Origin of the sequence: Vibrio salinus (assembly GCF_021272385.1) — a bacterium.
Taxonomy (GTDB): domain Bacteria; phylum Pseudomonadota; class Gammaproteobacteria; order Enterobacterales; family Vibrionaceae; genus Vibrio; species Vibrio salinus.
Window position 1 is genome coordinate 379785 of sequence record NZ_JAJSDZ010000005.1, and the last position, 17009, is coordinate 396793.

Below are 17009 nucleotides of genomic sequence, written 5' to 3' on the forward strand. Positions count from 1 at the left end.
TATGCAAAGAAAAAAAACGCTGATATCGAGAATAACATTCCTGATGGCTATTTTATTGCTGGTCTGTTTCTGCCTGCTGCCATTTGCACAAATTTTATCGACCTCCCTCAAGCATCAGTTTGACTGGGGAAACCCGTCTCTGATTCCTGAAAAAATCAACTTAGGCGCTTATCAGGAATTACTGGGATTAAGCGAACCTAAACAGGCTGACATTCCACCGGCTATTCAAAGAATCCTCAGTAACCCTAAACTACCCAAACAGGCAAAGAAAAAGATTCTGGCTAAATATCAGGACAACAGAGATGTCTTCCCTTTTGGGCGTTTTATGCTTAACAGCTTTCTGCTCTCTGCCGGAGCCGCTCTGTTTTCGCTAATCATGGCCGTCTTAGGTGCCTACTCAATCAGCCGTCTTCGGTTTGGCGGACAAATCGTAGTACAGCGTTCAGTCTTATTTGTCTATATGGTAGGGGGCGTTCTGTTGATGGTGCCACTGTATCAGATGGCTGTAAATGTCGGTCTGGCTTCAAGCGTATGGGGCAGCCTTTTCTGTCTCTTCATTATTTACATAGTTCAGACTCTGCCGGTTGCGCTCTATATGTTAGGTAATTATTTCCGAACCATTCCTTTTGCTCTGGAGGAAGCGGCCATGATGGATGGATATTCTCGCAAAGAAGCAATTTGGAAAATTATGCTACCACTTTCGATCCCGATGTTAGCCACTGTCTTTATGTACTGCTTTATTATTGGCTGGAACGAATATTTGTTTGCCTCGGTATTTCTCAAACAGTTCCAGAATTTTTACACCCTCCCGCTGGCCCTGCAGGAACTGTTTTTTTCTAAAAATGCCATCTGGGATCGCATTATGGCGGCATCCATGCTGACCCTGCTCCCGGTGGTGGTCTGCTTCTTATTTGCAATGCGTCATATGGATGGCGGAAGAACCGAAGGCGGAGTAAAAGGATAAACTTATGGCCGGAATTGTATTAAAAAATATTACCAAAAACTATGGTAAAACAAAGGTGGTCAAGTCCATCGACCTGGACATTAACGATGGTGAATTCGTTGTGCTGGTTGGGCCATCCGGATGTGGGAAATCCACCACATTACGCATGATTGCCGGACTGGAGTCCCCCACATCCGGAGAAATCACCATTGGTAACCGAATCGTTAACGATATTGAGCCTCAGCACCGTAATATCGCGATGGTATTTCAAAACTATGCTCTCTATCCGCATAAAACGGTGGAAGAAAACATCGTTTTTGCTCTGCGCCGACTCAAAATGGCTGAATCCGAAATACAGGGCCGATTACAAAAAGTGGTCAAAATTCTCAAACTTGAAGACTATCTCAACCGTAAACCGGCGGATCTGTCCGGAGGACAACGGCAACGAGTCGCAATGGGGCGTGCCATTATCCGCGATGCCGACTGTTTCCTTTTTGATGAGCCTCTGTCGAATCTCGATGCAAAACTGCGTAGTCATATGAGAACTGAAATTGCTCAGATTCACCATGAATACGGGCTGACCAGCGTCTATGTTACCCACGATCAAATCGAAGCCATGACACTGGCAGATAGAGTGGTGGTGTTACGCGACGGAATGATCGAGCAAGTCGGAAGCCCTATGGATGTTTATCTCAATCCAAGCAATATTTTTGTCGCCACATTTATTGGTTCGCCTTCGATGAATATCCTCAATGGCACCTTAATGACAGACTATTTACATATTGGTTCCTACCAATTACCCAGAGAACACTTAGCCATAATTACTCCTAATCTTAAAATTCCCGATAAAGGTATGCCGGTCAAAGTGGGAATCCGGCCGGATTTTTTTAACGACAAAACTTTTTTTTCCAACAGCAGCAACAGTTATGACTTTGACAACATTGAAGTTCGCCTGGTGGAACCAATGGGTTTTGACAAGGAAATTCTCTTTACTTTTGGAGAAATGAATATCAAGGCTCGTCTGGATTTACGTTCAGTCATCGAACGGGGGGATAAAATTAATTTAACCGTCGATCTCTCGCGAATCCTGCTATTCGATACAATAACCGAAAAACGGCTTTAACCATAATTCGCCATAGACCCGAACCGGTTCTGTTATCTGTCTGGTAACTCCGAATCAATAAGAACCGGTAAATATATTTACTCTCTTTACTCGAATTTATATATGAAATCCATTACATTTACATCTCGTATTGGAAATGTTCACTCCGGTGTCCCCGAAGTAAACTCTCTCAGTAAAGGAATAAAATGAATTCTCTACTTTTCCGCCTGTCGGTATTAGCGATGGGCCTTTCTCTTGGAACCGCTCATGCAGAAGCTCTGCCAGCTAAACCCATTACCCCAAAAGTACTGGTCGTAACCATGTTTGGTGGCGAAGCCAAGCCATGGCAAAGCCACCTGAATTTTTCTCATTCTTATGCACTCCCCGGATTAAATGCAGATTATCCCGATTTACAGTGCGATGATCAGGGCGTTTGCCTTATCACAACCGCAATGGGCTATGCCAATGCGGCAAGTACGATGAGTATCTTATCCTTCAGCCCTGATGTTGATTTACGTAAGACCTACATCATTATCTCAGGAATTGGTGGTGTCGCCCCCGACAGAGCAACATTAGGCTCTGCAAACTGGGCACGGTATGTCATCGATGGCGGACTAATCCACCAGATTGACCCACGCCAGATGCCATCAACATGGAAAAGCGGTATTTTAGCCTTAGGCGCATCCGCCCCCGGCCAAAAAGGCCGCTGGAGCGCAGGCACAGAAGTTTACCACCTCAATGATAAACTGGTGGACAAGGCCTATAATTTGACAAAAACAGAACCCCTTCTCGACAGTGATGAAGCCCGCCAATACAGAAAACAGTATCAGGCCGGTACCCCCGGAGCAGACAAACCTCAGGTATCTGTCTGCGATACGCTATCAAGCGACACATACTGGCATGGCTCGCTGATAGCGCAAGAAATGCAGGATTACGCTTCTTTGATCACCGACGGCAAAGCCCGGTACTGCACAACCCAAATGGAAGACAATGCTAGCCTGACTGCACTAAAACGTGCGGCAGATGCAGACAGACTCGACTTTGGCCGTATTTTAGTGATGCGTACCGGCTCTAACTTTGATCGTGAAGCCCCGGATCAAACCCCGGCAGAATCGCTGGCAGCTCAGTCCGGCGGCTTTGTTCCCGCAGTGACTAATGCCTACCGGGTTTCTTACCGGGTAACACAAAATATCGTCGATAACTGGCCTCAGTGGAAAAACGGTATACCGGAATAATATTCCGGTCCGGAGAACCGGCGCCGTGAACAAATTCTGAAGCCGGTCTAAAAAGACAAAATGCAACTGCATTTATATACAGTTGTCGGTTATGCTTTATCTCAAACAAGAGAGGAGCAAATGAAAGTCGACTATCAGTTGCGTTTACGCCCGGTAATCCGGTATCTGGAAAAACACTTTAATGAACCACTGAATCTTAATGAAGTGGCAAGACTGGCTAACCTGTCACCCTACCACTTTCACCGTACCTTCAAAGCGGTACAGGGAGAAACTCTGGCCGAGTTTCTCAGAAGACTGCGGTTACAGGCCGCGGCCAGCGAGTTATTTTATAAAAAAGTGAGTGTCACCAATGCCGCGTTAAATTATGGTTTTTCCAGCTCACAAAGTCTGGCTAAAGCATTCCGGTGTCACTTTGGCGTCGCCCCCAGCGCTTTTCGCGAATGTATCACGGTTGGGGCATTTTCACATCTGGCAAAAAACAGCAAGATCGGACACGCAAACAGCAAGAAAGGAAACGCGCTTAATTCATCGTCTTCCTATACTGACACTCAGTATCTAACAGGGAGAATAAACATGAAAACAGAACATTTTGATCCTTCAGCACTGGCTTATGTCCGGGTAACCGGCCCCTACGGTGAAGGCTATGAAGAAGCTTGCGATAAACTCTGGGCCTGGGCATCACCAAACGGTTTTGCAAAGAACACCTGCATTTTCATCTATCATGACAATCCGGAAATTACACCAGCAGAAAAATGCCGTACTGATATCTGCCTGATGGTACCGGACAACACCCAGCCCACTGCAGGTATTGAAAAAAAACCTTTTAGTGGCGGCCGTTATGGCACACTTCGCCAGACCGTTACCGACAAAAGTCAATATGGTCCTTTATGGGAAGATCTGATGAAGCAAATCACAGAATCTGGAATGGAATGTGATGATCGCCCCTGTTTTGAGCTTTACCACAGTTATGATCCTCAAACTCAAGTGGCCGATGTCAGCTTTTGTATGCCCTTAAAAGCATAAAAAGCCCTTTTTATCTTGATGATTATGTTATAAAGCGTCTTGCTCCTTCCGGGTCAAGACGCCTGGCGTAAACTGACTATCCGTACCCAGTCTTTAATTTTCAGTTAATCTAGTCTGGTCACACTTTTCTAAAGAATTTAGTTGCATATTAAAAATTGATTTGGTGAATGAGTCTAAGAGGAAAGTGCCATGGATATCGAGTTTCATTATTGGATAACCGGCTACATAGCATTGAAAGCGGGGTTCTCGTCAGAAGAGGCAAAAACCATTGCTTATGCCTCTGAATTAGTTGATGACAACGATACCGGCGTTAAAGTTAAAGATCGGCATTCTGAAGAGGTGTATATTAATTTCATCAGTCAGACCATGAACATTCTAAAACCCAAAAAGAAATTGATGCGAATTTATCCCATTTTTCATTTTGTGCCAGGAGACCCTGCTGCAATCACCGCAAGGCGAAAAGATGGAAAAATGCACATTCTCAATACCACCCCAAACAGTCCGAATGCAAATACTTTACTGGAAGCTGCTTTCAGTTCTGATGAAGAAATGCGGCTCTACCGAATTGGAATTGCCTCTCATACCTACGTTGATACCTGGGCCCATCAGAATTTTGTCGGTTGGTACGACTACGTCAACAATATCGGTTTGGATCCGAAACCAGACATCGGTCATGCCGATGCAGAGCACCATCCTGATTGGGTATGTCATAAATGGGAAGATAACCGGCTGGTAAAATCCGTTGTTGATAATCGTGAACGGTTTACTGAAGCCGCCAAATGTTTATACCTCCAATACTGTTCATACCTTGCTCAGCAGGGAAGAGAAGATAAATCTGGAGAATGGCGGAACATCGAGTCCAGTCTCATTACGATTCAGGGACGCCCTTACAGCGGTGATTTTATCCGCTATAAAGATGAGCGTATTCAGGAATACAAAAACCGTCTGGATAACTGGCCGGATTTTGATGAAAACATCTGGTTTGATGAAGCCATAGACACAGAAGTACATGGATTAAAAGATTCCCATGAAGGCTTAACCTCTGTGCTCACTATATTTAAAGATGAATATTTCTGGAAAGAAGGAATACAAAAAGAAAACACCAACTGGTATAAATTTCAGGAATCGGTGAAAGCACAGGAAGCATTGGGGATTGAACTGTTATCCCCGTTATTCCGGCAAATGGGCTATGACCTCGTCGATGAAAAATATTCATAGCTAAAAAATAACACGCCGCCAGAAGCACTCTCTGACGGCGCGTTACGTTAAGCAAATGCTCCCCCGCCGGTGTAACTGAAAAACCGTGCCAGGTTCGGTTCCCTACTGTATGTTTACAATACTTGCACTAGCTTTATAAATTTTGACGATAAATCGGATAAACCGGTTTCTGTTATCACTTCTACGTTATCTTTATCAGCAATAACGCCCTCTTTGATCAATACGGTTCTCGGATAACCATGACCACCAAACCGGTTCGTCAATGTTTCATGCGCTTCACTGATAAACACACCTTTGGTCATCTGAACATTCACCTGAAATACGTCAATATGTTGCTCATTCAAGTGCTGGACAAAAGCGTCAATATGCTGGCTTTGTCTTTCAGTACAGTCCGGACACCAGGCCGTCACAACATTGACCACAAAGGTCTCTTTCCTCTCAATACGATCATTCACATCTGTTGGTTCTACGATTTGCAACCCCATCGTTTTTTATTCTCCTGTTAACATCGCGAAGACGGTTTCCCAAAAATCAGGAAACCTTCGGTATGTGAAAAGATCACCGCTCTTAAGCATCCCGTCATTCATTGGTTTTACGCATGAGGTGAATACCACCAACCTCTGTACTAAACCCAAATTGTTCATAATAGGCTTCCATTTCAGGAAGACAGTACAACTCAACGTGTTTTATATTCTTCAGATCGTCGTGATTTTGGATTGCGCTCATTAGCTTTCCCCCTAAACCACAACGTCTCTGGGATGAGCATACAATAACATCGAAGATGATCGCTTTGAAAGTAAAGTCACTTAACACGCGGCCAAAACCAACAAGGTTATTGTCGTCATCTACAGCACCTACACACAACTGAGATCCTTTCACACAATTGATGGTTTGATCTAGCGTTCGTTCCTTAGCCCACCATGCCTGGCTATACAACTCATGGACCTGAGCAATTCGTTCATCTGTAAATGTGTCAATGATTTCCATATCTTCCCGGGTTCCTGATTTTAACGCTGTCTGCTATAGGGTTGGACTTAATCGATCCCTGAAAAGCAACACAGTGACAACGGTTGGTGAGAATGTCATTTATTAAATGCATGATTACCGTTGGAATGCCTGCTGGATTCTTACCACCATCTCTTACGTCAACGAACCCAGTATTTAAGTAGAGTGTTCGGGCTGCTAATCCTGCCTGAACTGTTTTATCAAAGGTTTGCACAACAATTTCTTTTTCGGAATCTAATCTGGAAATTGCGGCTCTTAACAGATGACTGCCAATGCCTTGCCCCCGGTATAACTCAGCAACAACAAACCATAGAATGGCATTCGCCTCTTTTGAAATGGCAATACCACCTTTCAGCGTATTAAGTGTATCTCTGACACAAAAAACCATTTTATTTGCAATGGCTTCTTTCAGTGCCGTATGAAATGAAGCTTCATTTACCATTGGTCCAAAGAGATTTTCAACTTCTGCGGAAAGCCCAACAAGACTTTCAAAGTCAGACATGACGGCCGTCTCTACTCTCATTTTTATTCACTCTTTGTCATTCGTTTACTCTGCATAATAAACCGTTATCCAGCCCCCGGCATACATCTTATGGTTTTATTCCCGGAATAACAGTCAGTATGTCCAGTAAAGACCCGCTATCCACGGAAACAGAAGCAGCCAGTTGAGTTGTGGTATCGGCATTGAATGCAACCGAAAATCCTACCTGTTTAAATAATGGCAAGTCGGAACGGGAATCACCGACATGAAAGGCTTCAGATAAATTTGCATGAATCTTCTGGCAATAGTCGTTCACATAGACCGGTTTGTCAGTTTCATGGAAATCGGTAAGAACCCGCCCGGTGAAGATACCACTCGAATCCAGTTCAAGGTCTGGACCACTCCAGCCAGAAAATCCGTATTTGTTAGCAAAATACTCAGCGACAAACTTCCACGCCAGAATACAAACAATAGAAGGAATCCCTCTGGATGCAAAATAAGACACCGTTTCGCTAATATGATCGACCGTGGGAATATCGTCTAAGAAGCCGTGAATATCAGAAACCGAATAGCCACGGTAGTATTTCCCATCGAGGGCAGCAACATCAGCATTGGAGACTTTGCCTTCTTTATACCATCGCTCAATTTTCGCCATCTCATCAGCATGGCCCATTTTGCCGGCTAAATGCTGGCCTGTACTGGTGTTTTTCACCAGCGTTCCGTCCAGATCGAAACAGGCGACTTTCCATTGAGGCATGTTTCAGGTGCTCCATTTAGAGTTGAATTGAATTATTACATTGAATTAAAACAACTTAGATCTATTTTATAACTTCCATCTCAAATTGTTCGAAATGAGTGATGACATCATGCCCATAACGGGAATAATCTTCATCTATCGAGTTAACAATCACAATCTTTCCGGCTTTTGCCGCTTCTGCCGCCATAATTCCAGACTGAGAATCTTCAAAGATAATTGCCTGTTGCGGGGAACACTCCAGCTTTTCCATGGCAACTTCAAAAATATCCGGGCTTGGCTTGCTCTTAATTTTACCGTTATTGTAAACAATGTCATCAATTGAAAACCAACGGTCCAGATTGTAATTTTCAAAATAAAAGCTGACATTCTCTATTCCTGAAGAAGTGGCAATAGTGAAAGGAATCTTTGCTTCTTTTAAATTATCCAGAAAACTGAAGGCGCCGGGACCTAACCCAAGTTTTTCTTCCAGACACAGGTTTTGATATATTTTTTCTTTCTCTAACGTGTATTTTCCGATTTCCTCTGGAGAAATATTGTTACTGAAAAGATCTTTGAAAATCAGTTGGTTTTGTTTACCGTGAATCGTTTCGTTTTTTTCTTCATCTGTAAGATCGAAACCATGCTGCTCTAGAAAAATATCCCAAGCCTCATTATGAAGGTGTGTATCCCATAATAACGTCCCGTTAAAATCGAAAATAATCGCTTTATATTCCATATAAAATACCTTAATTTCATTACGTTAGTTCTGAATTAACTTTTATGCCTTTCTTCCGTGCCAGTCTGAGTAATATGGCAGATCTCCCGGAGGGAGTACTGTATTATTCTTTGATTAACAGGTAATTAACTGACATTCAGTATGTGAAAAGTAGTTTTTCAGCGATGAATCATTTTCCTTACAAATCAGATAATCAATTTCCTGAGATGCCAAGAAAGGATATGAGGCCAACGCTTCGATTTTATCGTCAGTACATAGTACGGCTATTGAACCGGAACGGGTCACCACTAAATGCTTAAATTCCCTGTCTCTGTAATGAACCGCACTAAATCCTGTTTCTGATGACCAGGCACATGCTCCGAGAAAACTCAAATCAAACCGAAATTTATTAATGGCTTCAGCGGCCGTAATATCAATCGCACCACCTACTGCGTAATCTAATTCACCACCGATGAGAATGGTTCTAATCGTTTTTCTTTCCAGTAATCGGGTCGCAATCGCCGGGCTGTTGGTAACGACGGTCAATTCCATATTATCAGGTAAGATACTTGCCAGAAGCATATGTGTACTACTGGCATCAAGGAAAATAAGTTGTTTTTCCTTGATAATTTTGACTGCTCCCAGAACAAGCACCTGTTTCTCAGCATTACGGTTTTCAAGACGTTCTTCCTGAGTACCGCTTGGTGGAGCAAAAGATAAGGCACCACCGTGAATTCGCTTACAAAGCCCTTCTCCGGAAAGAAATCGTAGATCTCTACGAATTGTTGCTTCGGTTGTTCCAAGCTGTACCGCCAGATCAGCAGCGATAACCTTGTTGTGTGATTTCAGCAATTGAAGAATAAGCTGTTGCCTTTCTTCCGGTGAATATTTGTCCATTATTGATGAATCTCCAGAATGACGCTGTAAACGAACCAAGGTTAACTTCAATATGGTTATATTTAACACTGACCAAAAATAAACACAATCGAAAAGAAATAAATATTAATTTGTTCATTTTTGTTCATTTGGTTTAATACCAGCCAGCTACCGGAGTGAGAAGAATCAGCAATCATACATAACGATTAAAGTGTCAGAGGAACATTCGCTAACAATTTGGTGTGTTCTTTCTTGACATACCAGTCGATAGAAACCAGCTTCACGCAATCCACAGTATGAACCCCAAAATCAAATTCACGATAATCCTTGAGAAATTCAAACAAACGATTGGGATTTTGTAATGATTCTTTAAATCGAACCATTGTCGAGTGAGCGGTGGCGATTTGGTATCTCGAATCACGGCTCATATACAGATGTGATTGATTAAATGCAGCTCTTAATTTTTCTCTTAAGTAAGATAACGATTCATCAGGCATAAACCCTTGTAAAAGAATGCAACTGGGAGAAGCCGTGATACCTTTAAATTGAATATCAAACGACCCGATATCTCTGACGGCGTTCTTAAACACTTCAGCGTAATCCTGCCCTTCAGTCTCCGACAAATGAAAGTTTTCACAACAGGTGATGATAGTGAGAACCGTTAAATGCCAGTCGGAGAGAGGTGGATAATATTGTCCGGGTTCTAAGATTTGAAGTTTTTGCAAAAAGTCAGAAACTTCATGAATCAATGCCTTGCTATTTTGTAGGTAGGACAATGCAGTAATGCCCCTTCGGCTGTCCCTCGGGTCCTCAATCAGAGGATCTGTCTGATAATGTTCGTTTTTGATCACCTGCCCGAAATCGTGCCACATAGCATCATAAATTCGCTTTTCTTCTCTCATTCAATATTGCCTTAACCAACCATGGAGACATATTCATATAATCACATAATAAAGTGCCCGATGGATTTGATCTACCTGTTAAATAAACGGCGGATTTAAAGATACGTTCTGAATGCGTCTAATAATAATTCTTTCAACATTTTTTGCGGGGCACTTTTGGTCGCTCTCGATTCTAATAGCGTCAGGCCGATTTTAGGTAATTCCGGCAATGTCTGATCTTCAATAATGGACAGCGATTCAGGCATGCCAATATCGACTCTGACGGTAATACCGACACCGGCTTTCACTGCCGCCCAGATGGCGGCGAGGCTACCGCTGGTCAAGGCTATTTTCCAGGGAATATTGGCCCGGTCTAGCGCCGAAATCGTTGCATCCCGGATGATACAGGGGGCATCCAGCATCACCAAAGGAACAGGCGCATTCTGTTTCAGTAGCTCAGAAAGAGGAAAAGTGTCATTCATTATCCAGTAAAGCGGCGATGCTTTAATAAAATTCGCTTCATTTTCGCAATACAACGCCTGCCAGCACACGGCGTAATCCAGCAGATTCTCAGACACCCCATTACTTAATACATTATTTCGTCCGGACTGGGCATAGATCTCCAGATTCGGAAAAGAACGGTAAAACCGCCCTAACAAATCCGGAAGCAAATACTCCCCGAAATCTTCCTGAAGACCAAGACATACCTTCCCTTCAATGTTTCTTTTCTGAACCGCTAACAAGGTTTCATCGTTCAGAGATAACAGCCTTCGGCCATAGCTCAGCAACAGTTCTCCACTCTCCGTCAGACATAAATTTCGGCCACTTTTATGCAAAAGCTGAACACCACACTGAAGCTCCAGCTTTTTCAGTTGTGCACTGACTGCCGATGTAGAACGGCAAAGCTGTTTCGCTGCAAGGGAAAAACTGCCCATTTCAATTCCGGTGACAAACGTTCTTATGGCTTCAATATCGAGGGACTCGGGACGATTCATAATATTCCTGTTTTTATGGACTATTAGTACTAAATGTTTTGATTTTTTAACCAATTGTAATGGCTCACAATAGATATTCAACCAGTAGCAAAATAAAAATAAGTGAGGATTTATGAACCGGGAAACCATTTTGTTTGATATTAATGAAACGGTACTCAGTCTGGACAGCTTAAAGCCCGATATTAGTGGCGACACCATGGCTGACATTGTCAGTCAGATAATCAATCAACCGGCAACAAGGAGCTGAACATGAACACGGATGACCATTCAGCAGCCAGAGGCAAACCGTTCTCTCAATGGAAAGTGTTCTCTGCAGCATGGGGAGTTGTGCTTGCTTTTATCTTGTCGAATTCCGCGGCCCCACTCTATGTCCGATGGCAAAATGCCCTGCACTTCTCTTCAGGCACCTTAACCGACGTCTTTGCCGCATATATCGTGGGATTACTGTTATCTCTGCTATTTGTCGGACAACTCTCAGATTTCTACGGCAGAAAATCGGTTTTAATTCCCGGTACCGTTTCGGCCTTAATCGCCTGCCTGCTGTTTATGTTTTCTCACCATATTCCGGAATTACTCATTGCGCGTTTTCTTACCGGCGTTTACGTCGGTGTGATTTCTTCCGCCGGGATGGCTGCTGTCGTCGATCTGGGAGGAGCGATACACAGGAAACAGGCTTCTCTTATCGCATCCATTGCGATGGTATTGGGCGCGGCAATCGGTCCTGTGTTAGCAGGAAGCCTTTCATCCGGCCTGAATCATCCGATTTTCTGGGTATATCTGATTCAGTTTGTTCTGTTTCTTTCATTCTTGATCATTATTTTCATGCTACCGTTGCCTGTGTACACACACGCACCGAAAGAAACTCAGACCTTTCGCTTCCGGTTACCGACAATTTCACCGGAGTACAAACGTTTTGTTGGAGTAGGACTGGCGGTTTTTGGTCCGGGATTAACATCCACCTGTTTTATTCTCTCTCTGGGACCCTCATTACTTTCATCGTTACTTGGTGTAAAAAGCCCGGTGATTTTCGGCGGGGTGGCCGGCATGATGTTTATTTCCGCCATTGTGATCCAGTTCGTCTTTAAACATTTTTCTCTCAAAAGCATTTTACTGGCGGGTACATTCTGCACGAGTCTGTCAATGATTTGCATGAATCTTGCCGTCCATGAATTGTCACTTGCTCCACTGATCATTGCCGCCTTATTTGCCGGCCCGGGTCAGGGATTAGGCCAGTTAGGAGGACTGACTATCATTGCTTTTAATGTTCCGGAAAGACACCGGGCAGAGTCCAATGCGTTGATGAATATGGGGAGTTATATCCCGGCAGGTGTATTACCGGTCACCGCCGGATACCTGACCGATGCAACAAATCTGACAACGGGGGCATCCGTGTTCACCATTGCATTACTGATTATGGCTCTGGCCGGTGGCTATTATGTTATTAAAGCTCTGCAGAAACCCTTTCTGGAAGCGTCAATAGTGGTATAGGGGAAAAACAATCAGGCAAGATGGGATCTCATCACCGCAGCAATAGGGCGATTCAAATGGTTCTCAAAAATGCCAGTTTTGTTCCAAACCCGATAAAAACGGTTCCGGTAATCACCTTTAACCATTTTCTAAACCCGATGTGATAGACCATTGTGTTTACACGTGATATCAGCAGAACCATAGCGGAGAACCAGATAAAATTAATCAGCGCATGTACACTAACCAATGCGTATGCGCTGAACAAACCGCCGTTCACGGTTAAAAACTGAGGGAAAGCCGCAAGATAAAACAGAGAGACTTTTGGATTAAGCACATTGGTTAAAAGACCCTCAATGAAAGCGCCACGAACGGATTCCGGTTCCCTCTGAGAGCAGTGGGTGGGGTTCATTTCTTTGATCCCAGACACACTCAAAAGTGCTTTTGTACCTAACCAAATCAGATACGCGGCCCCCAGCAGTTTCAGGATAAAGAACGCTTCAACACAATGCACCAGAAAAACGGAAATCCCGAATATGGACAATGTTCCGTGCACATAAAACGCGGCAACGAATCCCCAGACGTTGGCAAACCCGGACTGACGGCCGGAGGAAGAAACGGTCTTTGCAATAAGAAAGCCATTGGGTCCCGGCGACATGACCAACAACGCAGCAATAACACTAAACGCTATCGTACTGTGTAATTCCATTTTCTCTTTTCTCCATCATGAATCATTATTACTCAAAGAATCCGGCTAAAGCGATTATTCGCTCGTAGCCAGGTGTGTCGTTCTTTGTAAGCTTAAAGACCCGGTAAAGTGAAGACCAACGGATAATTTTAATAGCACTCATTAATAAAAATGATGGATAAAAGCCTTTCCACCAACACAGCCCAACCACTTCACTGAAACCATACCACCGTAAACACAAAACCCAACGATGAAATGAAAAACTCCAAACGTTGGGAATCACTCCTGAATTGTTGTTAGCGTACTTTTAGAGCGCTGAGCGAACCAGTGACACCATTTCGCTTGCCATTGGGTTTGTAGAGGCTTGCAAACCGTCAATAACACCCTGCTTATTCTCGGCAGGCTGATTCTGGCTTACTTTCCACTTACCCTCGATAGATTCAACTTTGATTTCAATGCCCACAACAGCTGTCTGTAACTTTTCGATAAAGTCACCCGGCGCATCAGAAATAGACCAAGGTAACTCAAATTGAGCTTCTTGTTCATTGGTTAACGTTTCAAGAATTTGATAAACAGCCTGAGGCTCATGAACATAATGAATGTTCCCTTTTGCATGAACAACAACGTAATTCCATGTAGGAACGGCACGACCGTGTTGGGCTTTTGTCGGGTAGTAACTTGGGGAAATATAGCTATGTGCCCCATTAAAGATAACAAGCACTTTCGACTGCTCTTCTATCACTTTCCAGAACGGATTAGCTTTAGCGATATGGCTTTTAAGTACGATACTATTTTCTGTGCTTTCAACTGATACAGGCAAGTGAACAACCTCGATATCAGTGCCGGTATGAGCGACTAAAGTGGCAAACGGATAGTCACGCATAACTGAAATCATTTCATCAATATTATCTTGTTTAAACGTTGCAGGGATATACATCGAACCTCCTTGTATGATAATGCCCCAATCAACGGCGAAACGTCAGCGACGTCCGGCGTCCAAATTTCATCTGAACGAAATGCAAAACGGAATGGGGGTATTAACAGTAAAAAGGTAAAAACTGAAACAGCCACCGCCCCAAGTAAATGCACAACCAGATGAATAATAAATAACATATATAATCTCTTAAATTTTTACCATCAGAAAAAACCGAATTTTCACATTTGTAAAAAATTCAGAAGAAAGAAGCGAGAACATGGTAAACTGCTCCGTTCTTTTATAAGACCTGTTTTTCGCCTAGTATTACCACTAAACAAAATACTAAGAATCGGTATTATCACCACATTAGTATTTGGGAAAAATCGGCTAGACATGCTAAATAAAAAATACGGTCAACGTGTCCCCAATATGCCCCCAAGTAAAGTGAGCAAGATCTAAGTTTATGACTATTAAGAAAATTAACGAATACAAAAAATACTGGGCGGAATGCTTTGGTCCTGCTCCTTTTCTGCCCACCAGCAGAAAAGAAATGGACAAACTGGGCTGGGACAGTTGCGATGTTATTATCGTTACCGGCGATGCTTATGTGGATCACCCCAGTTTTGGTATGGCCATCATCGGTCGTCTTCTTGAAGCGCAGGGATTTCGGGTCGGTATCCTTTCTCAGCCCCGCTGGGACAATAAAAATGATTTCATGTCTCTTGGTAAACCCAATCTGTTTTTTGGTATTACCGCCGGAAACATGGACTCCATGATCAACCGCTATACCTCTGACCGGAAATTACGTCATGACGATGCCTACACGCCGGGCAATGAAGGCGGGAAAAGACCTGACCGGGCCACTCTGGTTTATTCTCAGCGCTGTAAAGAAGCATTCAAAGACGTTCCTATAGTTCTGGGGGGAATTGAAGCCAGTTTACGTCGGGTCGCCCATTATGATTACTGGTCAGATAAAATCCGCCGTTCTATCCTTTTTGATGCTAAAGCGGATATTTTGCTTTTTGGCAACGCCGAACGAGCGCTGGTAGACGTCGCGCACCAGTTAGCAAACGGAACACCGGTCTCTGATTTACGCTATATCCGGGGAACGGCCGTCAATTTACCGACGGTTCCGGAGGAGTATCGGATTATTGACTCTTCCCGGATAGAAAAACCCGGTAAACCATTTGTTCCTCTTAACCCTTATGATGTCGATACTCAGTGCGAAACGTCAAAAAAAGAAAATAGTGTACAGCCAATCACGGTTCGTCCGTCAAAGCACGATGCAGAAACCACCGCGGTTCGCCTGCCTTCTTTTGAGAAACTGCGTAATGACCGGGTTTTGTACGCTCATGCCAGCCGGGTTTTGCATCTGGAAACCAATCCGTATTCCGGACGGGCACTGATTCAGGCTCATGGAAACCGCGAATTGTGGGTTAACCGTGCCCCGATACCACTGACCACCGAAGAGATGGATTATGTCTTTGACCTGCCATATGCAAGAGTGCCACATCCCAAATATGGCAAGGCAAAAATTCCCGCTTACGATATGATCAAAACGTCCGTCAATATTATGAGGGGCTGTTTCGGTGGATGCTCGTTCTGTTCCATTACCGAGCACGAAGGGCGTATTATCCAAAACCGCTCCAAAGAATCCATTCTCGGAGAGATAAAACAAATTCGTGACACCGTACCCGGCTTTACCGGAACCATTTCCGATCTTGGCGGGCCGACCGCAAATATGTACCGGTTGGGTTGTTCCGATCCAAAAGCAGAGGCTAACTGCCGCAGACCATCATGCGTCTTTCCGGGTATCTGTCATAAACTGAATACCAATCATAAACATCTGATTGATCTTTACCGGGATGCAAGAAAAATCAATGGGGTAAAGAAAATTCTGATTGCGTCCGGTGTCCGTTATGATCTGGCCATCGAATCGCCTGAATATGTTAAAGAACTGGTCACCCACCACGTTGGCGGATATTTAAAAATCGCACCGGAACACACAGAGAAAGGCCCTCTGGATCTCATGATGAAACCCGGGATGGGAACGTATGATCGCTTTAAATCCATGTTTGAAAAATACAGTGCTGAAGCCGGTAAAAAACAGTATCTGATTCCTTACTTCATTTCTGCGCATCCGGGAACCGAAGATGAAGACATGCTGAATCTTGCATTGTGGCTCAAACGGAACAATTTTGAATGCGATCAGGTTCAGAATTTCTATCCGTCACCGATGTGCAATGCCACGGCAATGTACCATTCTGAAACCAACCCGTTAAAGCGGGTGAAATATAAAAAGCGTGAAGCCGTTCCGGTCGCAAAAGGAGACCGGCAACGCCGCCTTCATAAAGCGTTGCTCAGATATCATGATCCGGCAAACTGGCCGTTGCTGAGAAGTGCGCTGAAGGAAATGGGTAAAGCTTACCTCATCGGCGATAAACCGGGGTGCTTAATTCCGGAAGAAAATCACGACAAACAAACGCCATCCCAGCGCAGAAAGTCCGGACGTCATGGCTCAAACCGTTTTGCGACCAAACACACCAAATCTCAACCGGGTTTTAAACCGTTAAACCATAACGCCAAGGGGAAAACCAACGAAAGTCGCCATAAAAGAAAATCCGGGAAACCCCGTCAACCGGCCAGACAAAGGTAACCGGCGAAAAAATGCAGGACATGACCGACACAAAAACAGCGCCAGTGGCGCTGTTTTTCAATCTGATTCAAGAAG

Annotated in this window: 17 protein-coding genes and 1 pseudogene; 8 read left to right on the plus strand and 10 right to left on the minus strand. The window is 43.9% G+C overall.

Annotated features, from left to right (window positions below):
- Position 1: 1 nt before the first annotated feature.
- From LRQ06_RS01870 to LRQ06_RS01890, 5 genes are all read left to right on the plus strand, one after another.
- Positions 2–964 (plus strand): carbohydrate ABC transporter permease, encoded by a 963-nt coding sequence (locus LRQ06_RS01870; protein WP_232764745.1) that lies wholly within the window; start codon positions 2–4, stop codon positions 962–964.
- A 4-nt stretch (positions 965–968) separates the two neighbouring features.
- A complete protein-coding gene (locus LRQ06_RS01875) occupies positions 969–2066 on the plus strand; it encodes an ABC transporter ATP-binding protein (RefSeq protein WP_232764746.1) in 1098 nt (365 codons plus the stop codon).
- Positions 2067–2251: 185 nt separating this feature from the next.
- The gene (locus LRQ06_RS01880) at positions 2252–3280 is read left to right on the plus strand and encodes a purine-nucleoside phosphorylase (RefSeq protein WP_232764747.1); all 1029 of its coding nucleotides are present in this window, start codon (positions 2252–2254) and stop codon (positions 3278–3280) included.
- A gap of 120 nt (positions 3281–3400) precedes the next feature.
- On the plus strand, positions 3401–4303 hold the full coding sequence (locus LRQ06_RS01885) for an AraC family transcriptional regulator (protein ID WP_232765454.1): 903 nt from the start codon (positions 3401–3403) through the stop codon (positions 4301–4303).
- Between the two features lie 189 nt (positions 4304–4492).
- The gene (locus LRQ06_RS01890; RefSeq protein WP_232764748.1) at positions 4493–5521 is read left to right on the plus strand and encodes a DUF6765 family protein; all 1029 of its coding nucleotides are present in this window, start codon (positions 4493–4495) and stop codon (positions 5519–5521) included.
- Between the two features lie 113 nt (positions 5522–5634).
- Here the strand turns inward: LRQ06_RS01890 and LRQ06_RS01895 are convergent, their stop codons facing one another.
- The 8 genes from LRQ06_RS01895 to LRQ06_RS01930 all read right to left on the minus strand — a co-directional run bounded on the left by LRQ06_RS01895 (position 5635) and on the right by LRQ06_RS01930 (position 11210).
- Positions 5635–6006 (minus strand): TlpA family protein disulfide reductase, encoded by a 372-nt coding sequence (locus tag LRQ06_RS01895; protein WP_232764749.1) that lies wholly within the window; start codon positions 6004–6006, stop codon positions 5635–5637.
- A gap of 94 nt (positions 6007–6100) precedes the next feature.
- Positions 6101–6508: a GNAT family N-acetyltransferase gene (locus LRQ06_RS01900; RefSeq protein ID WP_232764750.1), complete on the minus strand. Its 408-nt coding sequence runs from the start codon at positions 6506–6508 to the stop codon at positions 6101–6103.
- The gene (locus tag LRQ06_RS01905; protein WP_232764751.1) at positions 6495–7049 is read right to left on the minus strand and encodes a GNAT family N-acetyltransferase; all 555 of its coding nucleotides are present in this window, start codon (positions 7047–7049) and stop codon (positions 6495–6497) included. Before LRQ06_RS01905 ends, LRQ06_RS01900 begins: the two co-directional genes overlap by 14 nt.
- A 67-nt stretch (positions 7050–7116) precedes the next feature.
- Positions 7117–7764: an HAD family hydrolase gene (locus LRQ06_RS01910; protein WP_232764752.1), complete on the minus strand. Its 648-nt coding sequence runs from the start codon at positions 7762–7764 to the stop codon at positions 7117–7119.
- A 61-nt stretch (positions 7765–7825) separates the two neighbouring features.
- Complete coding sequence (locus tag LRQ06_RS01915) at positions 7826–8479, minus strand: HAD family hydrolase (RefSeq protein ID WP_232764753.1); 654 nt, start codon at positions 8477–8479, stop codon at positions 7826–7828.
- A 114-nt stretch (positions 8480–8593) separates the two neighbouring features.
- The gene (locus LRQ06_RS01920) at positions 8594–9355 is read right to left on the minus strand and encodes a DeoR/GlpR family DNA-binding transcription regulator (RefSeq protein WP_232764754.1); all 762 of its coding nucleotides are present in this window, start codon (positions 9353–9355) and stop codon (positions 8594–8596) included.
- Positions 9356–9540: 185 nt separating this feature from the next.
- Positions 9541–10236: a 2'-5' RNA ligase family protein gene (locus LRQ06_RS01925; protein WP_232764755.1), complete on the minus strand. Its 696-nt coding sequence runs from the start codon at positions 10234–10236 to the stop codon at positions 9541–9543.
- A gap of 95 nt (positions 10237–10331) precedes the next feature.
- Positions 10332–11210, minus strand: coding sequence for a LysR substrate-binding domain-containing protein (locus LRQ06_RS01930; protein WP_232764756.1), 879 nt, complete (start codon positions 11208–11210; stop codon positions 10332–10334).
- A gap of 112 nt (positions 11211–11322) precedes the next feature.
- Between LRQ06_RS01930 and LRQ06_RS20995 the strand changes: the two genes are divergently transcribed.
- Both LRQ06_RS20995 and LRQ06_RS01935 read left to right on the plus strand, forming a co-directional pair.
- A complete protein-coding gene (locus LRQ06_RS20995) occupies positions 11323–11457 on the plus strand; it encodes a hypothetical protein (RefSeq protein ID WP_257794072.1) in 135 nt (44 codons plus the stop codon).
- Between the two features lie 2 nt (positions 11458–11459).
- Positions 11460–12698 (plus strand): MFS transporter, encoded by a 1239-nt coding sequence (locus LRQ06_RS01935; protein ID WP_232764757.1) that lies wholly within the window; start codon positions 11460–11462, stop codon positions 12696–12698.
- 52 nt (positions 12699–12750) lie between these two features.
- On the opposite strand, the gene LRQ06_RS01940 is transcribed toward LRQ06_RS01935, so the two are convergent.
- Positions 12751–13383 carry a LysE family translocator gene (locus tag LRQ06_RS01940; protein ID WP_232764758.1) on the minus strand — a complete coding sequence of 211 codons (633 nt, stop codon included), beginning with the start codon at positions 13381–13383 and terminating at the stop codon, positions 12751–12753.
- A 286-nt stretch (positions 13384–13669) separates the two neighbouring features.
- On the minus strand, positions 13670–14299 hold the full coding sequence (locus LRQ06_RS01945; protein ID WP_232764759.1) for an FMN-binding negative transcriptional regulator: 630 nt from the start codon (positions 14297–14299) through the stop codon (positions 13670–13672).
- A 442-nt stretch (positions 14300–14741) separates the two neighbouring features.
- Here LRQ06_RS01945 and LRQ06_RS01950 point away from each other — a divergent pair.
- Positions 14742–16907: pseudogene (locus tag LRQ06_RS01950) on the plus strand (YgiQ family radical SAM protein); the annotation flags it as partial.
- Positions 16908–17009: the final 102 nt, after the last annotated feature.